General features: G+C 41.9%; 17 protein-coding genes. 12 read left to right on the top strand and 5 right to left on the bottom strand.

Annotated elements, in window-relative coordinates:
• Positions 1–10: 10 nt before the first annotated feature.
• Positions 11–1,105 carry an efflux RND transporter periplasmic adaptor subunit gene (locus ACMUMQ_RS12870; protein ID WP_414682391.1) on the bottom strand — a complete coding sequence of 365 codons (1,095 nt, stop codon included), beginning with the start codon at positions 1,103–1,105 and terminating at the stop codon, positions 11–13.
• A 250-nt stretch (positions 1,106–1,355) separates the two neighbouring features.
• On the opposite strand from ACMUMQ_RS12870, the gene ACMUMQ_RS12865 reads away from it, so the two are divergent.
• From ACMUMQ_RS12865 to ACMUMQ_RS12855, 3 genes are all read left to right on the top strand, one after another.
• A complete protein-coding gene (locus tag ACMUMQ_RS12865; protein ID WP_414682390.1) occupies positions 1,356–3,272 on the top strand; it encodes an ATP-binding cassette domain-containing protein in 1,917 nt (638 codons plus the stop codon).
• Between the two features lie 451 nt (positions 3,273–3,723).
• Positions 3,724–4,248, top strand: a complete 525-nt coding sequence (locus tag ACMUMQ_RS12860) for a peroxiredoxin family protein (protein WP_414682389.1) — start codon at positions 3,724–3,726, stop codon at positions 4,246–4,248.
• A 77-nt stretch (positions 4,249–4,325) separates the two neighbouring features.
• The gene (locus ACMUMQ_RS12855) at positions 4,326–4,937 is read left to right on the top strand and encodes a MarC family protein (RefSeq protein WP_414682388.1); all 612 of its coding nucleotides are present in this window, start codon (positions 4,326–4,328) and stop codon (positions 4,935–4,937) included.
• On the opposite strand, the gene ACMUMQ_RS12850 is transcribed toward ACMUMQ_RS12855, so the two are convergent.
• Complete coding sequence (locus ACMUMQ_RS12850) at positions 4,934–5,446, bottom strand: hypothetical protein (RefSeq protein ID WP_414682387.1); 513 nt, start codon at positions 5,444–5,446, stop codon at positions 4,934–4,936. The two genes, ACMUMQ_RS12855 and ACMUMQ_RS12850, sit on opposite strands and share 4 nt — an antisense overlap.
• Positions 5,447–5,483: 37 nt before the next feature.
• Between ACMUMQ_RS12850 and ACMUMQ_RS12845 the strand changes: the two genes are divergently transcribed.
• Both ACMUMQ_RS12845 and efpL read left to right on the top strand, forming a co-directional pair.
• Entirely contained in the window at positions 5,484–6,638 is a 1,155-nt protein-coding gene (locus tag ACMUMQ_RS12845) for a M14 family metallopeptidase (RefSeq protein ID WP_414682386.1), read from the top strand.
• A 106-nt stretch (positions 6,639–6,744) separates the two neighbouring features.
• Positions 6,745–7,311, top strand: coding sequence for an elongation factor P-like protein EfpL (gene efpL, locus ACMUMQ_RS12840; protein ID WP_414682385.1), 567 nt, complete (start codon positions 6,745–6,747; stop codon positions 7,309–7,311).
• 97 nt (positions 7,312–7,408) lie between these two features.
• Here efpL and ACMUMQ_RS12835 read toward each other — a convergent pair whose 3' ends face one another.
• Entirely contained in the window at positions 7,409–7,993 is a 585-nt protein-coding gene (locus ACMUMQ_RS12835; protein WP_414682384.1) for a superoxide dismutase, read from the bottom strand.
• A gap of 157 nt (positions 7,994–8,150) precedes the next feature.
• On the opposite strand from ACMUMQ_RS12835, the gene ACMUMQ_RS12830 reads away from it, so the two are divergent.
• The 3 genes from ACMUMQ_RS12830 (at position 8,151) to cysN (ending at position 11,859) form a co-directional block, all read left to right on the top strand.
• The gene (locus tag ACMUMQ_RS12830) at positions 8,151–9,092 is read left to right on the top strand and encodes a coiled-coil domain-containing protein (RefSeq protein ID WP_414682383.1); all 942 of its coding nucleotides are present in this window, start codon (positions 8,151–8,153) and stop codon (positions 9,090–9,092) included.
• A 233-nt stretch (positions 9,093–9,325) separates the two neighbouring features.
• Positions 9,326–10,231 (top strand): sulfate adenylyltransferase subunit CysD, encoded by a 906-nt coding sequence (cysD, locus tag ACMUMQ_RS12825; protein ID WP_347983226.1) that lies wholly within the window; start codon positions 9,326–9,328, stop codon positions 10,229–10,231.
• 14 nt (positions 10,232–10,245) lie between these two features.
• A complete protein-coding gene (cysN, locus tag ACMUMQ_RS12820) occupies positions 10,246–11,859 on the top strand; it encodes a sulfate adenylyltransferase subunit CysN (RefSeq protein ID WP_414682382.1) in 1,614 nt (537 codons plus the stop codon).
• 89 nt (positions 11,860–11,948) lie between these two features.
• Here cysN and ACMUMQ_RS12815 read toward each other — a convergent pair whose 3' ends face one another.
• A complete protein-coding gene (locus ACMUMQ_RS12815; RefSeq protein ID WP_414682381.1) occupies positions 11,949–12,692 on the bottom strand; it encodes a siderophore-interacting protein in 744 nt (247 codons plus the stop codon).
• A 10-nt stretch (positions 12,693–12,702) separates the two neighbouring features.
• A complete protein-coding gene (locus tag ACMUMQ_RS12810; RefSeq protein ID WP_414682380.1) occupies positions 12,703–13,140 on the bottom strand; it encodes a MarR family winged helix-turn-helix transcriptional regulator in 438 nt (145 codons plus the stop codon).
• 185 nt (positions 13,141–13,325) lie between these two features.
• Between ACMUMQ_RS12810 and ACMUMQ_RS12805 the strand changes: the two genes are divergently transcribed.
• The 4 genes from ACMUMQ_RS12805 to ruvA all read left to right on the top strand — a co-directional run bounded on the left by ACMUMQ_RS12805 (position 13,326) and on the right by ruvA (position 17,113).
• The gene (locus ACMUMQ_RS12805) at positions 13,326–13,811 is read left to right on the top strand and encodes a transcription elongation factor GreAB (protein ID WP_414682379.1); all 486 of its coding nucleotides are present in this window, start codon (positions 13,326–13,328) and stop codon (positions 13,809–13,811) included.
• Between the two features lie 214 nt (positions 13,812–14,025).
• Positions 14,026–15,795: an aspartate--tRNA ligase gene (aspS, locus tag ACMUMQ_RS12800; RefSeq protein ID WP_414682378.1), complete on the top strand. Its 1,770-nt coding sequence runs from the start codon at positions 14,026–14,028 to the stop codon at positions 15,793–15,795.
• Positions 15,796–15,956: 161 nt separating this feature from the next.
• A complete protein-coding gene (ruvC, locus tag ACMUMQ_RS12795; protein WP_414682377.1) occupies positions 15,957–16,514 on the top strand; it encodes a crossover junction endodeoxyribonuclease RuvC in 558 nt (185 codons plus the stop codon).
• Positions 16,511–17,113 carry a Holliday junction branch migration protein RuvA gene (gene ruvA, locus ACMUMQ_RS12790; protein ID WP_414682376.1) on the top strand — a complete coding sequence of 201 codons (603 nt, stop codon included), beginning with the start codon at positions 16,511–16,513 and terminating at the stop codon, positions 17,111–17,113. Before ruvC ends, ruvA begins: the two co-directional genes overlap by 4 nt.
• Positions 17,114–17,115: the final 2 nt, after the last annotated feature.

Raw genomic sequence — 17,115 nt, 5'->3', positions numbered from 1 at the left:
CTGAGCCTCCTTAGTCTTTGTAATGTGCGTCAATTTTATCACCAGAAGACACAAAACCTTGTCCAACAGTAATAATATTCACATTATCAGGTAGGCCGCTGACCCATACTTGGTCTCGCTCAGATTTCACAATAGTCACTGGAGAAATCACTACTCGATTATTAATATCGATGGTTTTGATTGCCGTATTTCCAGCATCATCTAACGTGAGTAATGCAGGTGAAAATGCATGCGCCTTTTGTTCGTCGATGATGAAATCAACCGCTGCGGTTAATCCAGCCGGAATAACGTTATCTGGGTTATCTACCTGTATTTCGACCGTAATGGTTCGGCTTGCTGCATTGGCAGTTGTATTTATATAAGAAACAAAACCTTCGGCTTCGTAGCCTGATTCAAGTCGAATCTCTCCGGGTGTACCGAGTTTGATTTGCTGAATCTTGTTTTGAGGAATGTTCACGCTCACCTTAATGGGATTCAAAGAGACTAATGTGCCGATGGCATCACCAGCGGCAATGACTTGGCCTTCTTGAACATCTAATGTGTTTAAAATACTGGAGAAGGGCGCAGTAAGAGTGGCATTCTCTAAATCGACCAATAGTCGACGCTCTGCTGACTTCGCGCTGGCTAATTCGGTTTCTGCTTGGGCCAAACTCACCTTAGAAGAGTAATTGTTGGCGGCTAACTGCTTAACTCCCTCTAGCTCTAATGTTCTTTGTTTGACTAGCAGCTTAGCTTGGTCGATTTCGGCTTTTAGTGTTCGAGTATCAATTTGTAAAAGAGGTGTTCCTTTTTTGACAAAGGAACCTTTTTCGATTGGCAAATTGGTGATTCTACCCGGATAGGTATTAATCAAAGATAAGGTTTCATCCGCTTCTGTTGTGCCACTAAGCGGCAAATGCATTTCAATGGTACGAGCCGTCAATGTTTTTGCTTGAACGGAATAAATAAGTTTGGACTCTGCTGTTTGGCTGGAAATCGTATTGTTTGTTTGGCTTGATTCGGAAGGGCTAACCGTAACGCCATTTCCACCAATGAGCATCCAACCTACTGCAATAGCGGTTACAACAACAGCAGTGATGGGTCCTACTTTATTTTTTAGCTCCATTTAAGGCTCCATAAATGAAAATTTATAATGAATTGTTTTCTTAGATAATGGCTAATGATCTGCTTTTCTTCAAGAATTGTCAGGATTATATCTGGGTTATTATCTGAGTTAATGACGCTGCTTGCTAAATGTTTATTTTATTGCCTTTAGATTAACTATTTTTAGATGCCTAGGTATGGGTATGTACTGATTCTTTTGTTAGAAGAGTGATACTATATCGCCACAAAATTTTTACATTATATGGATAGATATGAGTCTATTGTCGTTAGAACAGATCAGTGTTGCTTTTGGGCATAATCCGCTGTTGTCAAAAATCAGTTTTTCAGCGGAAGCTGGAGAGCGTGTTGCTATTATCGGTCGTAATGGCGCTGGTAAATCCACCTTTTTGAAAATTGTATCTGGGGAGCAAATTCCAGACGAAGGTGTGGTTCGAATTGAAGGCGGTATGAAGGTCGCTCAACTACCTCAAGAGCTGCCTGAAGCGAATGAAAAAACCGTTCGAGAAGTGGTGAGTGAGGGTGCAGGTCAAGCTCACGAGCTAATGGCTCGTTATTTCAAGCTTTTAGAAGACATGGAAAATGACCACTCAGATGAGCTAGGTGAAATTCAAACTGAATTGGATAAAGTTCAAGGCTGGGATTTAGAGCAAAGAGTGAATCACATGATTCAACGATTGGCTTTGCCGGCTGATAAATTAATGTCGGAATTATCCGGCGGCTGGCGTCGTCGTGTTATTTTGGCGCAAGCATTGATTTCGAATCCAGATGTTTTGCTACTTGACGAGCCAACAAACCATTTGGACGTTCCAACGATTGAGTGGATGGAGCAGCAGCTTCAGCAATTCCGTGGTTTGATTCTTTTTATTACCCATGACCGTCGTTTTCTCGAAAAATTGGCAAACCGTATCGTCGAATTAGACCGTGGTAATTTACTTTCTTTTAGCGGCAGCATTCATGAGTTTCTTGTCTTTAAAGAAAAGCTACTAGAAGAAGAAGAGCGCGCAAATGCTTTATTTGATAAGCGTCTTGCTGAAGAAGAAGTGTGGATTCGTCAGGGGATTAAAGCGCGACGTACCCGTAACGAAGGCCGAGTACGAGCTTTAAAAGCCTTGCGTGAAGAAAGGTCACAAAGAATCAATCGTCAAGGTAATGCCAAAATGGCAATTGAGACGAAAGAGAAGTCCGGTAAGTTGGTGGCAGAGTTTACTCAAGTTAGCCATTCCTTTGAGGATAAAGTTATTTTACGCCCGATGGACTTTATGGTGAATCGTGGTGACCGTATCGGATTGATCGGTCCAAATGGTTGCGGTAAAAGTACCTTCCTAAAAATCTTATTAGGCAACCTTCAGCCAACAACAGGGGAAGTGCGTCAAGGAACGAAATTAAACGTCGCTTACTTCGACCAGTTGCGTGAACAGCTAGATCCTGAACAAACGGTTGCTGAAAACGTGGGTGAAGGCAAAGATGTTATTGAGATTAATGGCCAGAACAAACACGTTATTGGCTATCTTGGTGATTTCTTATTCCCACCTGAGCGTGCTCGAACACCAATTAAAGCGCTTTCGGGTGGTGAGCGTAACCGTGTTTTATTAGCAAAGCTTTTTACTAAACCAGCAAACTTATTGGTAATGGATGAGCCAACCAACGACTTAGATGTGGAAACATTGGAGTTATTGGAAGAACTGTTAATGAACTATGACGGCACCTTGTTGTTGGTAAGTCACGACCGCTCTTTCCTTGATAACGTTGTCACCAGTGTCATTGCCTTTGAGGGTGATGGTCATGTGAAAGAATATGTTGGTGGTTATCAAGACTGGATTCGCCAAGGCGGTAAATTCCCAACGGAATCGACATCGCAAACAGATGAGCCGAAAAGCAAAGCTAAAGTGGCTGAAAAAAAAGAACCTGTTGTTGAAGCAAAAACTGCCACTAAACCAAAGGCGAAGCTCAGCTACAAAATGCAGCGTGAATTTGACTTGATGCCGGAAACCATTGCCAAGCTAGAAGCTGAAATTGCCTCATTAAATGAGATCACAAGCTCGGCTGACTTTTACTCTGGAGACAAAGAGAAAGTTCAGAATACTTTGGCGGAAATGGCTAACAAAGAGCAGGAGCTTGAATCCACAATGGAGCGTTGGCTTGAACTTGAAGAAATGCAAAACGGCTAGGGAAGGTGCGATTAAGTCTTCTGAACTTCAGTCTTATCAGAGAAACGGTCTATCAAGGCAAGAGTGAGCAGGAATGTTAATACCTTTCAATTACTCTTAACGCAGAAAGGCCGTTTCTCTGAAAGACCCGAAGGGCGTGGGCTAAACACTTTTTATTCTTTGTTAAGCTTCTTGCCAATATGTTCAATATTGGACTGCGAAGCTTGCCTCGAATAATAAAGGTTTATCCACACGCTGAAGCCAGTGGACTTGTTCGCACCTTCCCTAGACTTCGAAGCAGCAATGTTTAGATATTGATAAAGAGCGACAAGGAAGTCGCTCTTTAAACCTTACAATGGTGGTTTTTCAACAAGTAAGCAAAGAGTGAATAAGCCTATTGTCTAGGTTGTTTTCTGCAGTAAATTTGCAAGACTGTACATGTCAATAAATTATTATAAAAAAGGTATGTCTTATGAGTGGTTCAAAAGTGAGTGCTGGCGTTACTTTTCCTTCCTTTTCTGCATTGTCTGTAGACAGTGGTGAGAAAGTTGAAATTGGAAACGCGTCTGGAAAATGGCAATTAGTTATTGTGTATCGTGGTAAGCATTGTGCCCGATGTAAAAAATATCTGAACACCTTGGAACAAATGCAAACAGCTTGGCATGATGCTGGCTTTAGCATTATGACAGTATCGGCGGATTCTCGTGAGAAAGCACAAGCGGATATTGCTGAGTTTGGTTGGACCTTTCCTGTCGCTTGCGAATTGTCAGAAGATGAGATGCGTAAATTAGGCTTGTATATTAGTGAACCACTGAGCCCAAATGAGGCAGATGGTTTGTTTGCAGAGCCTGCGGTATTTTGTTTGCGTCCAGACGGGACGGTTCAAATCGTGGCTATATCTAATGGTCCATCAGCTCGCCCTGATCTTGGAGAACTATTAGATGGCATGATATTTACCATCAATAAAGAGCGTCCACCAAGAGGCACGGTGGTATAAAAGCAATCTGATTAGAGCAGGCTTTTGTTTGTCTGTTCTAACTGTTTTATTTTTAATAAGTTTAACTGGCTATACTAATGACGAATGAATTTTCAATCCTTTCTGCAACCCTATTATTTCTTTTTGTAATTGATCCATTTGGAAATATCCCCATTCTACTGTCCGTTATGAAAGGGGTTGCACAAAAGCGACAATATCAAATTGTGATACGTGACGGTTTGATTGGTCTTTTAATCTTGGTGGCTTTCTTATTTTTTGGCGCTGAGTTTTTGAAAGTCTTGCACCTTGAAACAGAGTCTATTTCTATTGCTGGTGGCGTTGTCTTGTTTGTCATCGCGTTGAAAATGATTTTCCCTTCTGCGTTAAGCCAAGAGAAAACCAACGTTGTAGAGCCATTCATAGTGCCTATTTCTATTCCTATGTTAGCTGGGCCGTCAACCTTAGCTACGCTATTGGTTATGGTAAAAAGTTTCCCTGAAGAACAGAATTCATTGCTGATTTCTGTTTTGGCGGCGTGGGGGATTTCGGTTGTGATTCTAGCCATGGCACCTTTGCTGAACCGCTTATTAAAAGAAAAAGGCTTGGCTGCACTAGAAAGGTTAATGGGAATGTTGTTATTGATGATGTCTGTGCAAATGCTGGTGAACGGTGTGCGCAGTTTGATTACACACACCGTTGCCGCACTTTAATCTATTGGCGGAATATCGTTTTGGTCGATGAGCCCATGCTCCACAGCAATTTGTAATAGCTGTATGACTAGCTCATCAGGTGGTAGTAAGTGCAGTGGCGTTGTTTGACCTTGTTCTAAAAAAGCATCGTTTAGGTTTACGTCACGCTCTTCAAACCAAGAGTGAATGCTTTGAACCTCAAAGCTCGGCTCTAAACCTTTTATATCGTAAGTGGCTTCGATAAGGTGGTTAAGCTCTTCAGGCTCTAGTCCGTAAACAACATCTGTATCAAATTCATTAATCCACTCAGCTAAGATATCGCTGGCTTCAAAACCAAATTCATGGAGTTGCTGCTCGTCCAGATCATGGGTGTTAGGTTCGATAGTGTGGTTTTCTAGCCATTCGTCATCTGGAATAACGAGCACTTCTTTAACCTGAGCACCATGAGTAGACCAAGTAAAAAGTAATGGGAAAGCGGGCTCGTCGGAAGAGTTGGCGACAGCCGTCATGAATATAGGTAAACTTGCCATAATTTAGAACCAATGTTTGATTGTTAAGGAAGAATAAATGACCAGCCGAATCAAGATCAGTAGTGCGTTTGATGGCGGTAACATCTCCGTTATAAATGCGTCGGAGCCGGACAATATTAGAGTAAAGATCCCTAATGATACAAACTCTAAATTCCTCCAATGGTTTTATTTTCGTTTACAAGGCGGAATGGGCGAACAATGCGTGATCCATTTCGAAAATGCCAGTGATGCCGCTTACCCTGATGGCTGGGTAAATTATGAAGCGGTTGCTTCTTATGATCGTGAATACTGGTTCCGTGTTCCTACAGAATATGTTGATGGCAAATTGGTGATTTCTCATCAGCCTGAGCAAGACAGCGTTTATTATGCTTATTTTGCGCCTTACAGCTATGAGCGTCACTTAGACATGATTTCTTGGGCGGCAAGCCATGAAGATTGTATTACCGATCATTTAGGTGAAACTGCAGAAGGGCGTGATATTACTTTGTTGGAAGTCAGCAAAACCCAAGGCTTAGCAAAAAACATTTGGATCATTGCCCGTCAGCATCCGGGTGAAACCATGGCAGAATGGTTTATTGAAGGCTTGTTAGAGCGATTGTTTGATGAGTCTCACCCCATTGCGCGTTCTTTGCTAAAACAATGTCGTTTTTATGTTGTGCCAAATATGAACCCAGATGGCGCGGTATTAGGTAATTTACGAGTGAATTCGAAAGGTGTGAACTTGAATCGCGAGTGGAAAAATCCAACGCCAGAATTTAGCCCTGAAGTATTGGCTGTTCAGAAAAAAATGGCTGAAACAGGTGTCGACATGTTTTTAGACATTCATGGTGATGAAGCCTTACCTGTAAACTTTGTAGACGGTTGCCAAGGTGTTCCATCTTTTGATGATCGGATGGCTGCAATGGAGACTTTGTTTAAAGACGCCTTTACTGCTGTCAGCCCAGACTTTCAAACAGAAATTGGTTATACGCCAGATCAATTTGGTGAGGCCAATCTTACGGTGGCAACGAAGTGGGTTGGTGAAACTTATAATTGCCTGTCTTTTACTTTGGAAATGCCGTTTAAAGACAACCAGAATCTACCAGACGAAATAGTTGGTTGGTCACCTGAGCGTGCTAAGATTTTAGGAGCGGATGTGCTTTATCCTATTCATCAAGTGATCAACAGTGCTCACATGAAAGCAGATGATTAATGCTGCTAAAAAAGCACAAATAGCATTAAAGCCCTTCGGGGCGTTAATAGATGAGTGAAGACTCATTTTTACATTTTATAAAACGTTATTTTTAGGATGAGAGAAGATGCCTAAGGCGAGTGAAATTAAAAGAAATATGGCGATTGATTACGATGGTAAAACATACATTGTAAGAGCTATTGAGCGCTCAGTTCCACAAGGTCGTGCAGGTGGAAGTCTTTACCGCATGCGCATGTACGATGTGGTATCAGGTCGAAAGTTGGATGAAACCTTTAAAGATTCAGACATGATCAATTTGGCTGATCTTATCCGTAGACCTGTGATGTACTCTTATTCTGATGGTGATGAGTACGTCTTCATGGATAATGAAGATTACACGCCTTATAACTTGAATACAGCGTCGATTGAAGAGGAAGTATTGTTCTTCAACGAAAGTACTGCAGGTATTCAAGTAGTCTTGGTAAACGATGTGCCTGTAGCAATTGAATTGCCAACTAACGTTGAGTTAGAAGTGGTTGAAACAGATCCGTCTATCAAAGGTGCTTCTGCAACCTCTCGTACTAAACCCGCGAAATTGTCGACTGGTGCAACCGTTCAGGTGCCGGAGCATATTTCTACGGGCGATCTAATTAAGGTTAATGTTGAAGAGCGTAAATTTGCCGGCCGCGCTTAGGTGCTTAGGCTTTAAATTTGAATAAAAAAACGCGGCTTAAAAGCCGCGTTTTTTTTGACTGGTCTTATGAACGTTTTAATAAAACGTTTGAAAGGCCTTAAGCTGAGAAGTTTGCTGCCGCAAATTCCCAGTTAGCTAGTGCCCAGAAACCTTTAAGGTAATCAGGACGTACATTGCGGTAATCAATGTAGTAAGCGTGTTCCCATAGATCAACAGTTAGGATTGCAGTTTGGTCGCTTGTTAGCGGTGTTTCTGCATTGCTAGTGTTGATGATATCTAGAGAGCCGTCAGCATTTTTAACCAACCAAGTCCAGCTAGCGCCAAAGTTGTTGACTGCTTTGTCATTGAACGCTTCTTGGAACTTAGCGAAAGAACCCCATTTAGCGTTAATGGCATCTGCAAGAGCGCCAGTTGGCTCGCCGCCGCCATTAGGGCTTAAGCTGTTCCAGAAAAAAGTGTGGTTCCAGATTTGTGCTGCGTTATTGAAAACAGGACCAGCAGGAGCAGATGTAATGATCTCTTCAAGCGATTTGTTTTCGTATTCAGAACCAGGAACTAAGCCGTTCAATTTCACAACATAAGTATTGTGATGCTTACCGTGATGGTATTCAAGAGTTTCCACAGACATGTGAGGCTCAAGAGCATCTTTAGCATAAGGAAGGGCTGGTAATTCAAAAGACATTTCAATTCTCCTTGCTTTATATTAACGAAAAATGCTTGTTATCAAGCAGTTAATGGTGCTTATATAGTAGCACCGAACAAGTTAAGATAATATTCTTTAGAATTGTTCTCGGACGATTTTCCATAATTTTTGTTAATAACGACTATATAAGATTTCCATGCGAAGAGATGATGATGTTGAGATCCCAAGCCTGACTCTGGATCAAGATGAAGTCAGCGAAAGAAGACCGACTATGGCGACGCCTAAAACTCGGTCTATTCCTACCCAAGCGCAACCAAAGCACGCGCCTAATGTTGTGCATAAAAAGGCAAATTTACTAGGCGTTTACTTGTTGATTTTGATTGTCTTATTAGCTGCCGCAGGTGGTGGTTTTTGGCTGTGGCAACAAAATATGCAATTGCGCAATGAAGTTTATGGTGCCAAGACGGAAATACAGAATCTTGACCACCAATTGCTTGCAGCGGATGTTTCGGCTAACAAACAAGGTCAGACATTAGAAGAAACCCTAAAAGAGCATGATAGCGAAATTCGTAAATTGTGGGCTGTTGCTTACGATAGAAATCGCACGGCGATTGCCAACAATAATAAAACGATAGAGGAACTGGAGAAACAAGTCGCTTCATTGAAGGAGACTTTATCTGTTCAGTCTAAACGTATTGCTATTCAGTCAGATACTTTTAATGACATCGAAGCAGGTTACAACAAGCTTGTTCCTAATGTGGCTTCGTTAGACGGTGCAGTGAAAAATGTAACAGCACTACAAGAGCAGCAAGGTGCAACCCTAAATGAAGTGGATAGCAAAATAATTGCTCAAGAAAAGCAGGTTGAGGCTTTGGATAGTGCTGTGGTTAGTCAAACAGCCGCGCTAAGCAAAATTCAGCAAGAGTTAGCAGCTCTTCAAAATGAAGTGGCCGCATTTGACGATAAAGCATCGAATATTAGTGATGCAGACTTGGTGACAGTGAAGCAAACTTTAGCCAGCCATCAGGATGCGATTGACTCTAGCGATGCATTTAGAACGCAGGTAAACAGTGAAATCATTCGTCTGCGTAAGCAAATTAATCAACTCATGCTTGAGCAGCAATTGAATGCTGAATAAGTGAGAGCCATCTAAATGAAAGACTAAAGGCCGATTATTCGGCCTTTTTTGTGTCTGAAATAAGAAACTCTGTCCAAGATTAGTGGCTTTGGGGGTGATTTTTTGTTCTGTCGGCTGGTTAATCATATTTTTAATATGCATATTCAACTAAAGTCTAAATATGAGTCTTTTTATAACTTAAAGGCATGTTATAGTTTACAGATACACAATCCTTACAACAGAGATGAGGAATTATGACTGAGGAAAGGTTAACTCACTTAAAGCAACTGGAAGCGGAAAGTATCCATATTATTCGTGAAGTGGCTGCAGAATTTGATAATCCAGTAATGCTTTATTCTATCGGTAAAGATTCAGCGGTAATGCTGCATCTTGCTATGAAAGCATTTTATCCAGGTAAACCACCGTTTCCTTTAATGCATGTTGATACTGGCTGGAAATTTAAAGAAATGATTAAGTTTCGTGATGAGTTGGTCGCGAAGCTTGGATTAGAGCTTATTGTTCACCAGAACCAAGAAGGTATCGCTCAAGGCATTGGCCCTTTCACACACGGCAGCTCTAAGCATACCGATGTGATGAAAACTCAAGGTTTAAAGCAAGCTTTGGATAAATACGGTTTTGACGCCGCATTTGGTGGCGCTCGTCGTGATGAAGAAAAATCTCGTGCGAAAGAGCGTGTTTATTCTTTCCGTGATAAGCAACATCGTTGGGACCCTAAAAACCAGCGTCCAGAGTTGTGGAATATTTACAACGGCAAAGTAAATAAAGGCGAAAGTATTCGTGTTTTCCCACTGTCTAACTGGACGGAATTGGATATCTGGCAATACATTTATCTAGAGAGTATTCCAATTGTTCCTCTTTACTTCTCTGCTGAACGTCCTGTTGTTGAGCGTGATGGCACTCTTATCATGGTTGATGATGAGCGTATGCCTCTCAATGGTGAAACGCCTGAAATGAAGTCTGTTCGTTTCCGTACACTTGGCTGTTATCCGTTAACTGGAGCGGTTGAATCAGAAGCAGCAACTTTGCCTGAGATCATTCAGGAAATGCTACTGACAACCAGTTCAGAACGCCAAGGGCGTATGATTGACCATGATTCTTCGGGATCAATGGAAGAGAAGAAGAAACAGGGCTATTTCTAAGTTTGGAGTAAAGAATGTCTCACCAGTCAGAATTGATCAGCCAAGACATACTTGGCTATTTGAAACAACATGAAGAAAAAGATCTACTGCGCCTTCTTACTTGTGGCAACGTAGACGACGGTAAAAGTACGTTAATTGGTCGTTTGCTACATGACTCTAAATTGATTTATGAAGATCATTTGGATGCAGTTAAACGTGACAGTAAAAAGTCAGGAACTCAAGGTGAAGAAGTTGATTTAGCCTTATTGGTTGATGGTCTTCAAGCTGAGCGTGAGCAGGGCATCACGATCGATGTAGCTTACCGTTACTTCTCTACCGAAAAACGTAAATTCATTATTGCTGATACACCTGGACACGAGCAATACACACGTAACATGGCAACCGGTGCGTCTACTTGTGACCTTGCTATTATCCTGATTGATGCTCGTTACGGTGTACAAACACAAACGCGTCGCCACTCTTATATTGCCGCTTTACTTGGTATTAAGCATGTTGTTGTGGCGGTTAACAAAATGGATTTGGTGGATTTCTCTGAAGCTAAATACAATGAAATTCAGTCAGACTACCTTGCGTTTGTAGACCAGCTTGGAGATCGCAAGCCTGAAGATATTCAGTTTGTGCCAATGTCTGCATTACGTGGCGATAACGTAGTAAATGCCTCTGAAAGCACGCCTTGGTACAAAGGTTTGCCTTTGATGGCGATTTTGGAAACCGTTCAGATTAACCGTAATGTTAAGAAAGACTCTTTCCGTCTGCCTGTTCAATATGTGAATCGTCCAAACCTAGATTTCCGTGGTTTTTCTGGAACTATTGCTGCAGGTGTTGTTAAGCCAGGTGATGAGATTGTCGCTTTGCCTTCTGGTAAAAAGTCCAAAGTTGCTGAGATTGTAACTTACGACGGTAACTTAGCATCGGCTAAAGCTGGTCAAGCCGTGACGATTACATTGGAAGATGAAATCGACATCAGTCGTGGCGATATGTTGTCACACCCAGAAAATGAGCCTCTAATCGCTTCTACTTTAAGAGCATCCGTTGTGTGGATGGCGGATCAGGCTTTGGTTCCTGGTAAGCTTTATGACTTTAAGCTAGGCACGCAAACCGTTCCGGGTAAAGTGCATCACTTTAACCACCGCGTAGATGTAAATACCTTGGAGAAAAGTGATATTGATTCTCTTGAGCTTAACGGTATTGGCGATTGCGTGATTCAATTTGATGCGCCTGTTGCGTTTGATGAATACCAAAACAGTCGTTTGACTGGTGCGTTGGTTATTATCGACCGCCTGACCAACGTCACCGTTGGTGCCGGGATGGTTGAAGAGGCTGTTGCTGAGCTAGATGCGGATACTATTGTCAGTGCGGAAGATCGTGCAGCGCGCCTTGGTCAGAAACCAGCGGTTATTGCCTTGTCTGCTGATGTATTGGCTAAATCTGATGCATTAGAGCGATTACTCTTACGTCAAGGTATTGTGGCATTAGTGAAAGCGGATGCGACTGAAGCGGAAGCTCAATTAGTTCGTCAAACAGGTGTTGCTTTCCTTGTGGCGGATTCATCCATCGCTGATTCTGAGATTGCAGAAACGTCATTGGATGACGTAGTTGATTTGGTAATTGAGAGCGTTCGACTATAATGTTTTAAAATAAAAGCGTTGTAAAAACCGGCTTAGCGACAGGGATTCACTTTTATAGTGGAACCCTGTAGCGAAGCCGGTTTTTTGTTTTATATCATTTCTTCTTCGGCATCATTGCGTTTTACCACTTTGTGCTGGTCTTCGTTGCTGCCTAACTTCCAATAACTTGAAATATATAAAGAGTCATGGCTAAGTGCTTTTTCTTTTTTAAGAAAATGGCGCAAAGATTTCATACTGCTAAATTCGCAAGCTACCCATGCGGAGACTTTTCCATCCAGCCACGGAAGTGATTTAACTTCATTTAATAGACTGGCGCTGTATTCACCTGGATGAGTATTGATAATCCATTTCATCTCGACACCTTTTGGGTGTTTTAAATCCAGTATGTCATCGGCACTCACAACTTCAATCACGGCGTAGCCTTTCGCATTGGCAGGCAGTTGCTCTAAGTTAACGCTAATTGCTGGAAGGGCAGTCATGTCTCCAACGAGCAAGTGCCAATCAGCAGGTTGAGCAATCATTTTCTTTGGGCCTGGGCCTCCAATCACTATGGCATCATTGATTTGTGACTGTTGTGCCCAAGTCGATGCAGGGCCGCCATCTTGATGAAGCATAAAGTCGATATCAATTTCGTTATCCCGTTGATGTCGGATGGTATAAGTTCGTAATAAAGGTTTTGAATCGCCGTTTGGGAAAATGAGTTTTACATAGCCACTTTCCTGATTTTCGGGGAAGTTACTCATATTTGGCCCGCCTAATGTAATGCGCAACATATTAGGCGAGATTTGGTCTTTTTTAATAACGATAAGCTCTCTAGGTTGTGGCTTGCTCATTTTGGTCTCCTTAATTGTTTTCGATGGATTTGCGAAGATTGCTTATCATGGTTTCTGAAATCTTTATGAAATCTGCTATCTGTTGGTCGTTTAGACCTGCGGTCATTGCTTCTATACTTTGATGGTGCAAGTCGGTTAGTTTGATGAGCAGAGCTTCTCCATGTTTAGTTAACGTTAATAATTGGCTTCTGTGGTTGTTTGGGTCTGGATGTTTTTCGACGTAACCTTCCAAAACAAGATCTTTCAAAACTCGAGTGATTTGTGACTTATCAAGAGAGAGTTTATGAGCAATATCTCTTGCACTGCAGTTAGGTATTTTGTCGATGCATTTCAAAGATCGAATATGATTGACGGGAATCGAGATACCAGAACTTGTGGTGAGAGACCTCATTTGGTTTCGGTGGCCGTGAATGAGCTGATGTAATGCTTCTGCAATGGCCTCTTTCATAATTGAATATCTCCTTAATGAGAATACTTATCAATATAAGTTTTTATAGTTGATACTGTCAACTTAGATTTCATCGTTTGTTGAAAAAGACATATTTCTTCCCTGATTGCAGTAAGCCGATTTAGAGGCTTTTATTCTTAATTTGAATCACTACAATGTCTGCGAATGTATTTAGGTGAGAATGTATGAACAAAGTCGAGGTTCATCAGGCGATTCAATCTGCGTTATTAAGTCGCTTTGAAAATGCTAAATGGGCGGCAAAGCAGGCTCATGAAGCCGCAACAAATGAAGAGAGTGTTGCTGAAAATAAATATGACACATTTGGGTTGGAGGCATCTTATTTGGCCCATGGGCAATCGCAGCGAGTTATTGAGTGCGAGAAGGATTGGCTGGCATTTGAAAAGAAAGAGGTAACGGTAAGTCGGGATAATGTGGATTTATGGAGCTTGGTTAAACTGATTCCTATTGATGCGGATTTGGTATTGGCTAAGTGTTTTTATGTTGCGCCATGTGCGGGCGGGCTTTCCGTCGAAATAAACGGCAGTAAAGTTTTAGTAGTTACCTTATCTAGTCCTGTCGGGAAAGCTTTGATAGGAAAGGAGTGCGGTGAGGAAGTTGTTCTTTCTCAATATGGCGTAAAGATGGCCTATGAGATCGAGCAAATAGACTAAAATTTCGCAATTAAGTAAATGAGTAAAGCTTGTCGTAGACAAATTTTACGTAACCCCTAGAGAGTCGGACTCTGTTCGCATATAATGCTTTGCCTTAAAATATTCCGTTCTTCTGTTTATTGCATAAGTTGATGTCGGTAACATTGGCTGAATTAACAGAAAACACCCTAAGAACACATCACTCTCTTACTGAGACAGTAATAGGAAAGAAATTATGCGCAGCCATTATTGCGGCGAGTTAAATGCTTCTAATATTTCACAAGAAATTACCTTATGCGGTTGGGTTCATCGTCGTCGTGACCACGGTGGTGTTATTTTCTTAGACGTTCGTGATCGTGAAGGTATCACTCAGGTTGTTTTTGACCCAGATCGTGCAGACAGTTTTGCGTTAGCAGACAGTGTTCGTAATGAATTCGTAGTTAAATTAACAGGTTTGGTTCGTGCGCGCCCTGAAGGAACTGTTAACCCAAATATGAACACGGGTGAAATTGAAGTTTTAGGCACTAGCCTAGAAATTTTGAATGCCGCACAAACACCCCCATTTCAGTTAGATGATCACCAAAACGTTGGTGAAGACGTTCGTTTGAAAAACCGCTTTATTGATCTTCGTCGCCCTGAAGTTCAAGCTAAAATGCGTTTCCGCTCTAAAGTGACCTCTGTATTACGTCGTTACTTAGATGACAATGGCTTCTTGGATATTGAAACTCCGATTTTGACTCGTGCGACACCTGAAGGTGCGCGTGACTATTTGGTGCCAAGTCGTACGCAGCAAGGTAGTTTTTTCGCACTTCCTCAGTCTCCACAGTTGTTTAAGCAGTTGTTGATGGTGTCTGGTTTTGACCGTTACTACCAAATCGCAAAATGTTTCCGTGACGAAGATTTACGTGCCGATCGTCAGCCAGAATTCACTCAGGTTGATATTGAAACTTCTTTCATGTCTGAAGAGCAGATCATGGGCATGACAGAAGAGATGATTACCGGTTTGTTTAAAGAGCTATTGAATGTCGATCTAGGGTCTTTCCCTCGCATGCCTTATTCAGAAGCAATGGAAACATACGGTAGCGATAAGCCAGACCTTCGTATTCCGCTAACAATCGTAACAGTTTCTGATTTGATGGCAGGCGTAGATTTCAAAGTCTTCTCTGGCCCAGCAACTGATCCAAAAGGTCGTGTTGCTGCACTTAAAGTGCCTGGTGGTAACGCGCTTACTCGTAAGCAAATTGATGACTACACTAAGTTTGTTGGCATTTATGGCGCGAAAGGCTTGGCTTACATCAAGGTAAATGATAAATCTAACCTTGAAGAAGGTTTGCAGTCTCCGATCGTTAAGTTCTTGCCAGTTGAAGTGCGCGAAGCACTTTTGACTCGTCTTGATGCTCAAGACGGCGATTTGATTTTCTTCGGTGCAGACTCTGAAAAAGTTGTAAATGAAGCGCTTGGTGCGTTGCGTTGCAAGTTGGGTGAAGACATGGATCTTTACACTTGCGAGTGGGCGCCTCTTTGGGTTGTTGATTTCCCAATGTTTGAAGAAACAAGTGATGGCGGCATTACAGCGATTCACCACCCATTTACAGCGCCTTCTTGCTCTCCAGAAGAGTTGAAAGCAAATCCATTGACAGCTTTGTCTCAAGCATACGACATGGTTCTTAATGGTACTGAGCTTGGTGGTGGTTCTATCCGTATTCACCAATCAGATATGCAAGAGTCTGTTTTCGAATTGCTAAATATTTCTAAAGAAGAGCAAGAAGAGAAATTTGGCTTCTTATTGGATGCGCTTAAGTTTGGTGCGCCACCACATGGCGGCTTAGCATTCGGTCTTGATCGTCTGGTTATGTTGATGACTGGTTCACAATCTATTCGTGATGTAATTGCTTTCCCTAAAACGCAAAGCGCGACTTGTTTGTTAACTCAAGCGCCGGGTGAAGTTAGCGAGAAACAGCTAAAAGAACTGAGTATTCGAGTAAGAAAACCCGTTACAGAATAGACTCTTTTCTCCTTTAAGCTGATTAAAAACAGTCAGTTATGTTAAAGGACTGCAAAAAAATCGTAAAAGGCCGCTTATTAGCGGCCTTTTTTTTATTTATAGATTGCATACTTACGAAAGGGCTGTTGAAATATACAGTAACAAAGAGAATAGAGAAAAACATGAGCGTCACTAGAATATTAGCGATTGACCCAGGTTCTCGCATTACTGGTTTCGGCATCCTTGATGTTGTGAATGGAAAAACAGTTTATGTGAACAGTGGTTGTATTCGTCTTCCTGATGAAGCTTTATCGGTTAGACTTAAGCATATTTTTAACAATGTTTCTGCCTTATTGGATGAATACAAACCGAATGAATTTGCGATTGAAGAAGTGTTTTTAGCAAAGAACGCAAATTCAGCATTAAAGCTTGGTCAAGCTAGAGGCGCTGCAATTGTTGCCGCTTCCATTCAAGAGTTGGATGTACATGAATATGCGGCTCGACGAGTGAAGCAGTCTGTCGTTGGTAATGGTAACGCTAACAAGGAACAAGTTCAGTTGATGGTTCAAATGTTATTGCAATTATCATCAAAGCCCCAAGCCGATGCCGCTGATGCTTTGGCCATTGCATTATGTCATGCAAACACTCGAACCTCTGGTGGCCTAGAATATGGTGTTGGTAAGCGAGCAGGGCGTGCCTCTAAACGCTGGACAGAACAAGATGTAAGGAAAGCTCTGTGATAGGAAGGATTGTGGGAACTTTGGTGGAAAAAACACCACCAGAGTTATTGGTTGATGTTAATGGCGTTGGGTATGAAATCAGCGCCTCTATGACAACGATTTATGACCTTCCTCAATTAGGTGGTCAAGTAACCTTGTTTACGCACTTTTTGGTGAAAGAAGACTCTCAAACTCTTTATGGATTTATAGATAAAAGCGAGAGAGCTTTATTTAGAGTGCTTATTAAAGTGAATGGGATTGGCCCTAAAATGGCGTTGGCTATCTTATCTAGTATGTCGTCTGAAGAGTTGGTTGCTAACGTTCAAGATTCAGATGTGACCGCCTTAACCAAGATTCCTGGCGTTGGTAAGAAAACGGCAGAGCGTTTGATTATTGAGCTTAGAGATAAACTCGGCCAAGCAGCTAAAAACGATTTGTTTTCTGCGCCAACTGTTTTGCGTCAAGTACAAGCTGACCCTCGACAAGAGGCAGAAGCAGCGCTTATTTCTCTTGGTTATAAGCCTCAAGAAGCAGCTAAAGCCATTGCGAGTATTCCAATGGATTCTGCCAGCAGTGAAGAGGTGATTAAGGCTGCATTGCAAGGGATGTTAAGGAAATAAAA

Origin of the sequence: Marinomonas algae (genome assembly GCF_047525555.1) — a bacterium.
Classification (GTDB): domain Bacteria; phylum Pseudomonadota; class Gammaproteobacteria; order Pseudomonadales; family Marinomonadaceae; genus Marinomonas.
The sequence above is the reverse complement of the archived record's forward strand: the minus strand, read 5'-3'. Positions and strand labels throughout refer to the sequence as shown.